Origin of the sequence: Micromonospora sp. NPDC007220, assembly GCF_040634035.1 — a bacterium.
In the GTDB taxonomy this organism is placed as follows: Bacteria; Actinomycetota; Actinomycetes; order Mycobacteriales; family Micromonosporaceae; genus Micromonospora; species Micromonospora reichwaldensis.
Window position 1 is genome coordinate 866,066 of sequence record NZ_JBEYEU010000001.1, and the last position, 12,687, is coordinate 878,752.

General features: G+C 73.6%; 12 protein-coding genes. 8 read left to right on the top strand and 4 right to left on the bottom strand.

The features are described from left to right. The first annotated feature begins 77 nt into the window (after positions 1-77). The 5 genes from ABZ573_RS04230 to ABZ573_RS04250 all read left to right on the top strand — a co-directional run bounded on the left by ABZ573_RS04230 (position 78) and on the right by ABZ573_RS04250 (position 5,975). Complete coding sequence (locus ABZ573_RS04230) at positions 78-1,493, top strand: PhoH family protein (RefSeq protein WP_132233364.1); 1,416 nt, start codon at positions 78-80, stop codon at positions 1,491-1,493. A gap of 275 nt (positions 1,494-1,768) precedes the next feature. Continuing rightward, positions 1,769-2,467 (top strand): lytic transglycosylase domain-containing protein, encoded by a 699-nt coding sequence (locus ABZ573_RS04235; protein ID WP_132233366.1) that lies wholly within the window; start codon positions 1,769-1,771, stop codon positions 2,465-2,467. Between the two features lie 112 nt (positions 2,468-2,579). Beyond that, complete coding sequence (locus ABZ573_RS04240) at positions 2,580-3,233, top strand: rhomboid family intramembrane serine protease (protein WP_151455782.1); 654 nt, start codon at positions 2,580-2,582, stop codon at positions 3,231-3,233. Between the two features lie 117 nt (positions 3,234-3,350). After that, complete coding sequence (locus tag ABZ573_RS04245; protein WP_151455781.1) at positions 3,351-4,319, top strand: NAD(P)/FAD-dependent oxidoreductase; 969 nt, start codon at positions 3,351-3,353, stop codon at positions 4,317-4,319. 66 nt (positions 4,320-4,385) lie between these two features. After that, on the top strand, positions 4,386-5,975 hold the full coding sequence (locus ABZ573_RS04250; protein WP_151455780.1) for a hypothetical protein: 1,590 nt from the start codon (positions 4,386-4,388) through the stop codon (positions 5,973-5,975). Positions 5,976-6,042: 67 nt separating this feature from the next. Here ABZ573_RS04250 and ABZ573_RS04255 read toward each other — a convergent pair whose 3' ends face one another. Beyond that, entirely contained in the window at positions 6,043-7,008 is a 966-nt protein-coding gene (locus ABZ573_RS04255) for a DMT family transporter (protein ID WP_151455789.1), read from the bottom strand. Between the two features lie 14 nt (positions 7,009-7,022). Further along, the gene (glpX, locus tag ABZ573_RS04260; RefSeq protein WP_151455779.1) at positions 7,023-8,054 is read right to left on the bottom strand and encodes a class II fructose-bisphosphatase; all 1,032 of its coding nucleotides are present in this window, start codon (positions 8,052-8,054) and stop codon (positions 7,023-7,025) included. A gap of 152 nt (positions 8,055-8,206) precedes the next feature. On the opposite strand from glpX, the gene ABZ573_RS04265 reads away from it, so the two are divergent. From ABZ573_RS04265 to ABZ573_RS04275, 3 genes are all read left to right on the top strand, one after another. After that, entirely contained in the window at positions 8,207-8,920 is a 714-nt protein-coding gene (locus ABZ573_RS04265) for a DUF4245 domain-containing protein (protein ID WP_358115467.1), read from the top strand. 119 nt (positions 8,921-9,039) lie between these two features. After that, positions 9,040-9,849 (top strand): hypothetical protein, encoded by an 810-nt coding sequence (locus ABZ573_RS04270; RefSeq protein WP_225852319.1) that lies wholly within the window; start codon positions 9,040-9,042, stop codon positions 9,847-9,849. Between the two features lie 244 nt (positions 9,850-10,093). Beyond that, a complete protein-coding gene (locus tag ABZ573_RS04275) occupies positions 10,094-10,948 on the top strand; it encodes a hypothetical protein (protein ID WP_151455777.1) in 855 nt (284 codons plus the stop codon). 195 nt (positions 10,949-11,143) lie between these two features. On the opposite strand, the gene ABZ573_RS04280 is transcribed toward ABZ573_RS04275, so the two are convergent. Together ABZ573_RS04280 and xseA are read right to left on the bottom strand one after the other, a co-directional pair. Beyond that, positions 11,144-11,356, bottom strand: a complete 213-nt coding sequence (locus ABZ573_RS04280) for an exodeoxyribonuclease VII small subunit (protein WP_151457736.1) — start codon at positions 11,354-11,356, stop codon at positions 11,144-11,146. A 134-nt stretch (positions 11,357-11,490) separates the two neighbouring features. Next, positions 11,491-12,657 (bottom strand): exodeoxyribonuclease VII large subunit, encoded by a 1,167-nt coding sequence (xseA, locus tag ABZ573_RS04285; RefSeq protein WP_358116135.1) that lies wholly within the window; start codon positions 12,655-12,657, stop codon positions 11,491-11,493. Between the last annotated feature and the right edge of the window lie 30 nt (positions 12,658-12,687).

Consider the following 12,687-nt stretch of genomic DNA (forward strand, 5'->3'; position numbering starts at 1 on the left):
CGCATCCGACCCCGTGTCCCCGGGCACCGGAGGAGGCGGAACGCGGGTGGCGGGTGCCCATCCGTCGGAGCAGGCCTGTGACGACTCGCCGTACGCCCGCCGGGACCGACCAGACCCCGGCCGCGACTGCCACGACCCGCCGCGCCACCCGGAGCCGCCGCGGCGCGTCCGCCGCCCCAGTGGACACCGAGGAGCCCCGACCAGCGGGCCAGGCGTTCGTCCTGGACACCTCGGTGCTCCTGTCCGACCCGGCGGCCTTCCACCGATTCGCCGAGCACGAGGTGGTCCTGCCCCTCGTGGTCATCTCGGAGTTGGAGGGCAAGCGGCACCACCCGGAGCTGGGCTGGTTCGCCCGGCAGTCCCTGCGCATGCTGGACGAGCTGCGGGTCCGGCACGGGCGGCTGGACCGCCCGGTGCCTGCCAACGACTCCGGCGGCACGCTGCGGGTGGAGCTCAACCACTCCGACGACGGCGTGCTGCCGCCGGGGTTCCGCACCGACTCCAACGACACCCGGATCCTCTCCGTCGCGCTGAACCTCGCCGCCGAGGGGCGGGAGGTCACCCTGGTCAGCAAGGACATGCCGCTGCGGGTCAAGGCCGCCTCGGTGGGCCTGCGGGCGGACGAGTACCGGCACGGCCAGGCCAGCGACCCCACCTGGACCGGGATGGCCGAGCTGGAACTCGCCGAGGAGCAGATCGGCCGGCTCTACGCCGGCGAGGCGCTGGACCTGGACGCCGCCGCCGGGCTGCCCTGCCACACCGGCCTGGTGCTGCACTCGGGCCGGGGCTCCGCGCTCGGCCGGGTGCTGCCCGACAAGACCGTACGGCTGGTCCGTGGCGACCGGGAGGCGTTCGGGCTGCACGGCCGCTCGGCCGAGCAGCGGATCGCGCTCGACCTGTTGCTGGACGAGTCGGTGGGGATCGTCTCGCTGGGCGGGCGGGCCGGCACCGGCAAGTCGGCGCTGGCTCTCTGCGCCGGGCTGGAGGCGGTGATGGAGCGCCGCCGGCACAAGAAGGTCGTCGTCTTCCGCCCGCTCTACGCCGTCGGCGGCCAGGAGCTGGGCTATCTGCCCGGCTCGGAGTCGGAGAAGATGTCGCCCTGGGCGCAGGCGGTCTTCGACACCCTCGGCGCGGTGGTGCACGAGAACGTGCTGGAGGAGGTCACCTCGCGGGGGTTGCTGGAGGTGCTGCCGCTGACGCACATCCGGGGCCGCAGCCTGCACGACGCCTTCGTGATCGTGGACGAGGCGCAGTCGCTGGAGCGCGGCGTGCTGCTGACGGTGCTCTCCCGGATCGGCCAGGGCTCCCGGGTGGTGCTCACCCACGACGTCGCCCAGCGGGACAATCTCCGCGTCGGCCGGCACGACGGAGTGACCGCCGTGATCGAGGCGCTCAAGGGCCATCCGCTCTTCGCCCACGTCACCCTCAGCCGTTCGGAGCGTTCGCCGATCGCCGCGATGGTGACGGATCTTCTGGAGGACATCCCGCAATGACGGACGTTATGTAGGGGTTTGTCCGCATTCTCTTTGTGGCGCAGATCACAATCGGCGCTCTTCGTTTCCCATCAGCCTCACCGTGCGCGATGGTGTCCCACGAGCGCCCACGTACCGAGAAGATCGTTGGTGATCGTTCGTCACAGGACACACCAACATTCACCGGGGTACGTCGGCTGCGACCGGCACCGGGTCGGGGCGCTCGCGACGCGGACGCGACCCACCCGGGTTGACGCCCCGCGCCGTGTCCTTGCACCCGACGAAGGGACCACTTCGTGAGTCGGCTGTGGAGCCGGTTCGGCGCCCGTACGGCCGCTGTCGCACTGCTCTCCGTGGGCGTTGCCGGCGGTGTCTACCTGGGTGAAGACCGACAGACCCAGCAGCAGGGCCTGACCGCGCAGGTCGGCGCCGCTGTCGAGCAGGCCGAGTTCGAGTACCAGCGCGAGCGGCAGGCCGCCCAGCAGGTGCAGTCCGCGAAGCAGCGGACCGCCGAGTACCAGGCGAAGCTGCGCGCCGCCGCGGCTGCCAAGGAGGCCGCCAAGCGCGCCCGCGAGGCCGAGGCCGCCGCCGCGTCGCGGAAGAAGGCCCGCGAGGCCGCCGCCAAGGCCGCGGCCGAGAAGGCCGCCGAGAGCAAGCCGTACACCGGACCGATCCCGGCCTCCTGCGCCGAGTTCAGCGGCAACCGCGAGGTCGGCTGCGCGCTCATGGTGAAGGCGGGCTTCGGGATGGACCAGTTCCCGTGCCTGAACAAGCTCTGGGACAAGGAGAGCGGCTGGAACCACAAGGCCCGCAACCCCTCGTCGGGGGCGTACGGCATCCCGCAGTCGCTGCCGGGCAGCAAGATGGGCTCCGTCGCCGACGACTGGCAGACCAACCCGGCGACCCAGATCAAGTGGGGCCTCGGCTACATCGAGGGCCGCTACGGTTCGCCCTGCAAGGCCTGGGCCCACTCGCAGGACGTGGGCTGGTACTGATCGACCTTCGACGGCGGGGTGTGTGGGCGTCCACACACCCCGCCCTCGTCGTTCCGGGTACGGATCGCCGCAGAAGTGGCGGCTGTGGCCGACACCTGATAGCTCTTGACGGGTGACCCTGCACCCGGGAAGCGGCGACCCGCACCGGTTCGGCACCGAGGCGTTCTACGCCGCGCTCGGCCGGGCCTTCGTCGCCATGTGCGCGGTGGTGCCGTTCCTCTTCCTCATCGAGGCCCTCGACCAGGGGCTCGCGGTCGGCCTCGACGCCACGGCCGGAATCATCCCGAAGCGCATCGACGGGCTCGACGGGGTCTTCTTCTCGCCGTTCCTGCACCACGGCTTCGACCACCTCTACAGCAACAGCATCCCGCTGATCCTGCTCGGCACCTTCGTGCTCGCCGCCGGCGCCCGCCGCTTCCTCTGGTCGACGCTCGTCATCATCCTGGTCAGCGGGCTGGGTGTGTGGTTCACCGGCTCGTCGACCTCCGTGGTGGTCGGCGCGAGCGGGGTCATCTTCGGCTACCTGGGCATCCTGCTGACCCGGGGCATCGTCGAACGGAGCTGGTGGAACTTCGCGGTCTTCCTGCTCGTCGGCCTGCTCTACGGCTGGCAGCTGGTCGGCATCCTCCCCACGGACGAGCGGATCTCCTGGCAGGGGCACCTGTTCGGGCTGCTCGGCGGGGTGGTCGCCGCGATCATCTTCCGGCGCCGCCGGGGAGACCTGGGCGGCCCCCACCGCTCGGAGTCCACGCTCACCATGCCCTGAACGCCGACGCGCCGGTGCCGCGCGGCCCGGTGGGACATGCTTGCCCCGGGTGCGCCGCCGGCCCTACCGTCGGGATCAGCACGCGTTGATCCGTGAGCGGAAAGCGACGGTACGCACATGCGCGAGGTCGATGTCGCGGTGATCGGGGCCGGCCCCGCCGGGCTGTTCGCGGCCTACTACGCCGGATTCCGAGGGCTCTCCGTCGCGGTCGTCGACGCGCTGCCCGAACCCGGCGGCCAGATCACCGCCATGTACCCGGAGAAGTTGATCCACGACGTCGCCGGCTTCCCGGCCGTCAAGGGGCGGGACCTGGTGGCCAACCTCGTCGCCCAGGCGGCTCCCTTCGACCCGTGCTACCTGCTCGGCACCCGCGCCGAGAAGCTCTCGTACGCCGACGGGCAGCCGGTGCTCGGCCTCGCCGGGGGCGGGCAGCTGCGGTGCGGGGCGGTGATCGTCACCGGTGGGCTGGGCAGCTTCACGCCCCGCCCGCTGCCGGTGGCGGAGCACTTCGCCGGCGCCGGGATCGTCTACTTCGTACCGCAGCCGACGGAGCTGGCCGACCGGGACGTGCTGATCGTCGGTGGAGGCGACTCCGCCTTCGACTGGGCGTCGACGCTTGAGCCGCTGGCCCGCTCGGTGACGGTGGTGCACCGGCGGGAGAAGTTCCGGGCGCACGCGGCCACCGTCGCCCGGGTGCTGGGGCTGCCGGTGCGCGTGATCGTCAACGCCGAGGTGACGAGGCTGCACGGCGACGGCACGGTCACCGGCGCCGAGATCACCGTACGCGGCGGCGCGGCGGAGCTGCTGCCCGTGGACACGGTGGTGGCCGCCCTCGGCTTCACCGCCGACCTCGGCCCGCTGGCCGAGTGGGGGCTGCGGCTGGACCGCCGGCACATCGTCGTCGACAGCGCGATGGCGACGAACCTGCCCCGGGTCTTCGCGGCGGGCGACATCACGGAGTACCCGGGCAAGGTGCGGCTGATCGCGACCGGCTTCGGCGAGGCGGCCACGGCGGTCAACAACGCGGCGGTGGCCATCGACCCGAGCGCGCACCTGTTCCCCGGGCACTCGTCCGACGGCACCTGACGCGCCGGTACCGGATGCTGCCCCGGCCGTGGCCGGATCGAGATCAACGACTGTGATCGTGGGCCGATGAGCGCTCCGCCCCCGCGCCGCGACGGCGCTCCCGCGACCCTGGCCTGGCTGGGGCACCCCGCGACGGTCGCCGCCCTCGTCCTGCTGGTGACCAACGACCACCTGCTCAAGGCGGCCTTCCCCGGCCCGGTGACCGGCAAGCTCAGCGACGTCGCCGGGCTGGTCCTCGCGCCGCCGCTGGTCGCGGTGCTGCTCGCGCTGCTCGCGCCGCGGCTGCCGGCCCGCGCCGCCGCCGGGCTCGGGCTCGGGCTCGTCGCCGTCGGGTTCACCGCGGTCAAGTCCAGCGGGTACGCCGCCGGCGTCGCCTCGGCGGCGTGGAGCGCCGTGAGCGGGCCGTCGCTGGTCCGGGCGGACGGCACCGACCTGCTCGCCCTGCCGGCGCTGGCCGTCGCGTGGTGGAGCTGGTCCCGGGCGCGGCGGGAGCCGGTGCGACGGCGCTCCGCCCGGCTGGTCCGGCTGCTGGTGCTGCTGCCGGCGGCGACGCTGGCGGTGGCGGCCACCAGCCCCGTCCACCACCCCGACGCCGTCCGGGCGGCGGTCCTCGACGGACGGTTGGCGGCCGGCATCGGCCACGGCTACGCCGACAAGGTCTTCGACGACAGTCCCGCCTGGCGGGTGAGTGACGACGCCGGGGCGACGTGGCGCGACCCGACGCGGGGCGAGGTCGAAGCGTTGACCGGTGCGAAGGGGCCGGTCGCCGGCGCCGTCAGCCGGGGCTGCTCGACCGCCACGCCGACGCGCTGCTACCGGATGGTCCCCGGCCGGCTCGCCGTGGAGCAGAGCGACGACGCGGGTCGCAGCTGGCGTCCGGCCTGGGGGGCGACCGAGGCGCAGCGGGCCGTGCTCCGCCGGCAGTACCCGGATCCGGGGCCGCGCGGGGAGCGGATCGCCGCGCAGGAGCTGACGGTGCGGGACACCGGCGACGGCCGGCACGTCGTGCTGGTGGCCAACGGCCGGGACGGCTTCGCCGTCCGTCGGCCCGACGGGAGCTGGGAGCGGCTCGGCTTCGTCGGATCCGAGGAGGCCGGAGGATATGCGTTCGACGGGCGACCACCGGCACTCGGCCGGAGCACCCCCGGGGACCGACGCGACGATCCGCTCCTGGCGCTGTTCCTGGGGCTCACGCTGGCCGGGTCGGTGCTCGCCGTGTCGGGTGTGCGGGCGGGGCTGCGGGCCGGCACCGCCCGCCTGCGGCTGATCTGCCTGGCCGCGCTCGGTGTCGCCGCCTGGGCGCTGCTGGCCGTGGTCTGGTCGGGTGCGCTGCTCTTCGCGCAGGCGGGTGTCGTCGCCCTGCTCACGGTCCTGCTCGGTGTGCTGCTGCTGTCCGTCCGGACGCCGGCCGAGCAGTCGGGGCGGTGGACGCTGGAGGTGCTGCTGGCCGCCGCGCTGGCCCTGGCGCTGGCCGCGCTGCCGCTGGTCGGCTGGCTCTACGGGCGACCCGCGTACACCCACACCGCGCTGCTGCTCGCCGTGGCGGCCACCGCGCCGGGGCTGCTGCTGGGCTGGCGGGCGGCCCGGCTGGTCACGGCGCCCGCCCACCGGGCCGACCCGCCCTGGCCAGCGGGCCCCGCCTGGCCGCCCCGCTGATCCCGCCGCCGGTGTGGTGCGGGGCCCGGCCGGCGGTTCCCTGGCCGCCGGGCGCGGTCGGCGACGGTCAGCGGACCGAGGGCCGGGGCGCGGTCGGCGCGAGGGCGGCGACGCCGACCGCGGCCAGGGTCAGCGCCGCGCCGAGCAGGGTGACGGGCCCCGGGCGGGAGGCCGCCGTGGGCAGCAGCAGGTCCAGCAGTACGGCACCGACGATCTGCCCGGCGATGGTGGCCAGGCCGAGCAGCAGCACGCCGGTGAACCGGACGATCGCCGCGGCGATCGCGATGAACACGATCCCGATCGGCCCCCCCAAATAGAGCCACGGCTCGGCCGGCGCGCCGCCCGCCGGCCAGCCCCGGATCGCGACGTCGACGGCGAAGGCGACCAGCAGGGCCACCGTGCCGACGGAGAAGTTGACGAGCGTGGCGGTCAGCGCGCTGCCGGCGGCCATCCGTACCCGGCCGTTGACCGCCTGCTGCCAGGCGATGGCCACCCCGGCGAGCAGCGGCAGCAGGGCCAGCACGAGGGTGCCCGGGTCGCCGAGCCGGTCGCCGACGGCCAGTAGGACCGCGACCACGGTCAGCGCCGCGCCGGCCAGCCGCTGGCCGGTGACCGGCTGGCGACCGCCCGGACCGATCCCGGCCCGGTCGACGGCCAGGCTGCTGCCGGACTGGCCGGCGACCACCGCGACGGTGAAGATCGCCACGCCGAGGGTGCCGATGGTCAGCCCCTGGGCGGCGACCAGGAGCGCGCCGCACGCCCCGCCGAGGCAGTGCCACGGCCGCAACGTGCCGTCGGTGAGCGCGCCGCGCAGGGCGACCAGCCCCCGCCGCCCACCCGGGGTGGCGGGGACCAGCACCAGCAGCACCAGCAGGCCCACCCCGAACGAGACGACCGCGGCGGCGATCCCGTCGGCCAGGCGTACGCCCAACTCGCCGTTGATCCGGGACTGCACGGCCACGGCCAGCCCGGAGGCGGTCGCGAGGCCCACGCCGGTGATCCGGCGGGCCGCCGACGTGGCTGGAGTGGCCAGCGTCCCGGCGACGCTCACTCCTGCTCGGCCAGCGGGCGGCCGTCGAAGTCGACGGCCGAGTAGAGCGCGAGCTTCTCCAGCCGGTGGTACGAGTCGATCACCCGGATCGTGCCGCTCTTCGAGCGCATGACGATCGACTGCGTGTACGCGCCCCCGGCCCGGTAGCGGACGCCCCGCAGCAGGTCGCCCGAGGTGACGCCGGTGGCCACGAAGAAGCAGTTGTCCCCGGTGACGAGGTCGTCGGTCGTGAGCACCCGGTCCAGGTCGTGCCCGGCGGCGAGCGCCTTCTCCCGCTCCTCGGCGTCGCGCGGCCAGAGCTTGGCCTGCATCGCCCCGCCCATGCACTTCAGCGCGCAGGCGGAGATGATGCCCTCCGGGGTGCCGCCGATGCCCATCAGCACGTCGACGTCGGACTCGCCCCGGGCCGCCGCGATGGAACCGGCGATGTCGCCGTCGGAGATGAACCGGATGCCCGCCCCGGCCCGGCGGATCTGCGTGACCAGGTCGTCGTGGCGGCTGCGGTCCAGCACGCAGACCGTGACCTCGGAGACGTCGGTGCCCTTGACCTTGGCGATCCGGCGGAGGTTCTCGGCCACCCCGGCGTTGATGTCCACCACGTCGGCGTAGGCCGGGCCGACGGCGAGCTTCTCCATGTAGAAGACCGCGCTCGGGTCGAACATCGCGCCCCGCTCGGAGACGGCGAGCACCGCCACCGCGTTCGGCATGCCCTTGCTCATCAGCGTGGTGCCGTCGACCGGGTCGACGGCGACGTCCACCTCCGGGCCGGTGCCGTCGCCGACGTGCTCGCCGTTGAAGAGCATCGGGGCGTTGTCCTTCTCACCCTCGCCGATCACCACGACGCCCCGCATGGGGATCGAGTTGATCAGCTTGCGCATCGCGTCGACGGCGGCTCCGTCGCCGCCCTCCTTGTCGCCCCGACCGACCCAGCGACCGGCGGCCATCGCCGCGGCCTCGGTGACCCGGACCAGGTCGAGGGCGAGGTTGCGGTCGAGATCCTGTGGGATCCGCGTCCTGGTGTTCGTCATGACGGCTCCTCCTCGCGACGTTGCGGGGCGGCAGGGTGCGGCGTCGCCGCTGCCGGGTTTGTCGCTGATCCTCACACGATCGCTCACCCGACGCGGGGTCGGGGCGGTGATGGCCCGGATACGGCCGGTCGGGAGGCTGCGAAGATGGTGGGGTGGAAGCCGCACAGCCTGCCGAACGCGTACCCGCCGACTCGACGCCGCCGGACGGCCAGCCGCCGGTCGCCCCGACCCGGGCCGCCGCCGTACCGGAAGGGGAGCCGGCGCTGGTCGAACCCGCCGGCGCCCCCGGGGCGGCCCCGCCCGACGGCGGGGCGGAGACGGGCGAGCGGCCCGCGCCGCCGCCGGCGGTCGACACCCGCAAGTCGGAGCGCTCGCCGAAGGACATGGCGATCTCGCTGCTCGTGCTGCTGATCCCGATCGCCCTGCTGCTCGCCTTCTACCGGGGGTTCCTCGGCGGCGACCAGCCGACGACCGTCGACCCGGCGCCCGCCCTCGAATCGGCGCGGGCCGCCAACGCCTTCCCGGTCAGCGAGCCGGCGGGGCTGGACGACGGCTGGCGCACCGTCAGCGCGAACTTCCAGACCGTCGAAGGCGGGTCGAGCCTTCGCCTCGGCTACCTCACCCCGGAGGGGCGGGCCGCCCAGTTGGTGCAGAGCAGCGTGCCTCCGGAGCGGCTGCTGCCCACCGAGCTGACCGCCGAGGGGCAACCGCAGGGCCAGACGGACCTGGGCGGGCGTTCCTGGCAGCGGTACACCGCCCGCGGCAACGAACAGGCCCTGGTCCTGCTCGAACCGAACCGGACCGTGATCGTGGTCGGCGACGCCCGGGACAACGAACTGCGGCACCTGGCCTCGGCGATCCGGTAGCCCGCTTCCACGGCTGCCCCCCGGGTGTCGGTCGGATCGGCTACGCTGCCCCGGCTCACTGCCCGGCGGCTGAAGTCCGCCAGGTGCTTACCGTTTCGCGTGAAGAGAGACAACTGACTGTGAACATTCGACGGTGGAGCGTCGGCGTGCTCGCCGCCACCCTGCTCGTTCCCGGCCTGACTGCCTGCAAGGCGGACGATCCCGCGCCGACCGCCGCGGGCTCGGCAGCGTCGGCGGTGCCCGCCGACCCCAAGGAGGCGCTGCTCGCCTCCACCAAGGAGATCGAGAAGGGCAACTTCACCTTCACCCTCACTGGTGCCGGGCTGAGCGGCAAGGGCCTGGTGCACAAGCCCAGCAACAGCGCCCAGTTCAGCATGAAGTTCGACGACGAGTCCGGCGGCATGTCGATGGGCATGGAGCTGATCTACATCGAGCCGGACAGCTGGGTGATGCTCGACCTCGGCGAACTGGGCGCCATGATCCCGGGCGCGGAGAAGTGGAAGGGCAAGTACCAGCACCTCGACCAGTCCAAGGTCAAGGGCGCCGGCGAGCTCAGCCGCTACATGGAGGAAGTCGACCCGGCCGGCAGCGCGAAGCTGACCAAGGGCATCACCGAGGTGCAGAAGACCGCCGAGGGCAGCTACACCGGCAAGCTCGACGTGTCCGCCGCGGGCGACGCCGCCACCCTGGACGCCGACCTGGTCAAGGCCCTCGGCGCGCAGGCCAAGACGCTGCCCTTCACCGCCAAGCTGGACGCGGAGGGCCGGCTCACCGAGCTGGTGATCTCGGTGCCGGCCGCCGGTGAGACCAAGGCGCACGACATCAAGGTCACGTACGCGGACTACGGCAACGCCGCCGCCGCGCAGAAGCCGCCGGCGGACAAGGTGGTCGAGGCGTCCCCCGAGACGTACGAGATGTTCAAGAAGTAACAGCGACACACGGAAACGGGGCGGCTCCGGCCGCCCCGTTTCCGCGTTCCGGGGTCACCCGTCCGGGGCAACCGGACATCCCGGTGATTGTGCGACGCGGCGACAGGGAACAGGAGTGGGGCGGACCCGGACCGGTCGCCCCGGCAGCCGGCCTCAGGGGGTTCGCGCGGCGCAGCCGACGTGGTGCGTCGCCCGGTTTCCGGCCGCCGCCAGGTGCGTCGGGTGACCCATGTGGGAGACACGTATGACTGTTCGACGCCTGAGCGCCGGCCTGGTGGCCGCCGCCCTCTTCACTCCCGGCCTGGCGGCCTGCAACTCCTCCGGGACCCCGACGGCGGGCTCGTCCGCCTCCCCGACCGTCTCGGCGTCCGGCACGCCCGCGCCCTCCGGCAGCGCGGCCCCGGCGTCCGGTGACGCCAAGCAGGCGCTGCTGGCCTCCACCCGTGAGATCAGCAACGGCAACTTCCGGTTCACCATGTCCGGCGTCGGCTCGACGGCCGAGGGACGGGTGCACGAGCCCACCCAGAGCGCCGAGATGCGGGTGACGATCGGCAAGCCGACCGACGACCTGTTCATGAAGCTCGACCTCGTGCACTACAAGCCGGACAGCTGGGTGAAGGTCGAACTCGGCGGCACGACCGCCAACAGCGTGCCGGGGGTGCAGAAGCTCAACCTCGGCAAGTACCAGCACCTGGACCAGACCCGGATCAAGGGCAACCGCAACCTCGGCTTCGACTTCGACAAGGTCGACCCCGCCGGCAGCGAGGTGCTGACGCAGGGCATCACGGAGGTACGCCAGACCGGCGACGGCGCGTACGCCGGTACGATCGACGTGTCGAAGGCGGCGGAGGCGGGTTCGGTGGACCCGACGGTGATCACGGCCCTCGGGGCGCAGGCGAAGTCGGTGCCGTTCACCGCGAAGCTCGACCCGCAGGGCCGGCTCAGCGAGATGGTCGTCCAGATCCCGGCCGCCGGCCAGAACCAGGCGCAGGACATCAAGATCACGTACTCGGACTACGGCAGCGCCACCGCCGCCCAGAAGCCCCCGGCGGACCAGGTCGTCGAGGCCCCCGCCGAGCTCTACAACCTCTTCAACTAACCCCCCTCCCCACCCCCGCGCTCCCGCCCGCGCCCCCGCTCCCGCCCGCGCCGATCATGCAGTTGTGGTGGGTGACACAAGGTGCAGAACGCCCTGTATCGCCCACCACAACTCCATGATCGCCGGGCGAGCGGGGGCGCGAGGCGCGAGCCGGGTCCGCGAGGGGAGCGCGAGCCGGGGCCCGGGCGGGGGAGGTCAGGAGGCGGGGTCCTGGCGGGCGGCGTCGATGCGGGCGCGGGCGCCGTCCAGCCAGCGCTGGCAGGTCTCGGCGAGCTTCTCGCCGCGCTCCCAGAGCGCCAGTGACTCCTCCAGCGTGGTGCCGCCGGTCTCCAGCCGCTCGACCACCGACGCCAGCTCGGCGCGGGCCTGCTCGTAGCTGAGCTGTTCGGCCTTCTTCTCGTCAGTCATCGCTGCCATCCCACCACATCGTGATCCCGTCGCCGTTCAGCGTCGACCGTCGCGGCCGGCCCGCCATCGTGTGTTCCGCTTCCGTTCAGCCGTCGACCGTCGCCGCCAGCTCGCCATCGTGTTTCCGCTTCCGTTCAGCCGTCGACCGTCGCCGCCAGCTCGCCATCGGCGAGGCGTACCCGGAGCGGGTCGCCCTTGCCCACCTCGGACGCGGCGCGCAGGACCTGGCCGTCGGCACGCTGGACGATCGCGTAGCCCCGGTCGAGGGTGGCGGCGGGGGAGAGGGCGCGCAGCCGGGCCAGGGTGTGCCGCAGGTCGTCGTCGGCGGCGGCGAGCCGGTGGTCCAGGCAGCGCCCCGCCCGCTGGCGCAGCCCGGTCAGGTCGGCGAGCCGCTGGTCGACCATCACCTGCGGGCGGGCCAGCACCGGTCGGGAGCGCAGACCGTCGAGCCGGTGCGACTCGCGGTCCACCAGGTTGCGCACCGCGCGTTCGAGGCGGTGCCGGGCCTGCCGGATGACGCGCACCTCCTCGGTGAGGTCCGGGACCACGCGCTTGGCGGCGTCGGTCGGCGTCGAGGCCCGTACGTCGGCGACGTAGTCGACCAACGGCGCGTCGGTCTCGTGGCCGATCGCGCTGACCACCGGCGTGCGGCAGGCGAAGACGGCCCGGCAGAGCGCCTCGTCGGAGAAGGGCAGCAGGTCCTCGATGCCGCCCCCGCCCCGGGCGATGACGATCACGTCGACGGTCGGGTCGGCGTCCAGCACCTTGAGCGCGTCGACGATCTGCGGGACGGCGCTCGGCCCCTGCACGGCCACGTTGACCGTGCGGAACTCCACCGCCGGCCAGCGCCGGCGGGCGTTGGTCAGCACGTCCCGTTCGGCGGCCGAGGCGCGACCCGTGATCAACCCCACCCGGTTGGGCAGGAACGGCGGCCGGCGCTTGCGCGCCCGGTCGAACAGCCCCTCGGCCGCGAGCAGCTTCTTCAGCTTCTCCAGCCGGGCCAGCAGCTCGCCGAGGCCGACCTGCCGGATCTCGTCGGCGCGCAGGCTCAGCGTGCCCCGGGCCGCGTAGAACTCCGGCTTGGCGTGCAGCACCACCCGGGCGCCCTCGCGCAGCTCAGGGGCGCCGACGTCCAGGACGTCCCGGTTGGTGGTGACCGTCAGGCTCAGGTCGGCTGACGGGTCCCGCAGCGTGAGGAAGACGGTGCTGGCGCCCGGTCGGCGGCTGATCTGCGCCACCTGCCCGTCCACCCACACCCAGCCCAGCCGGGCGATCCAGGCGCCGACCTTCTGGCTGACCACCCGGACCGGCCACGGCTCCTCGGACGTGCT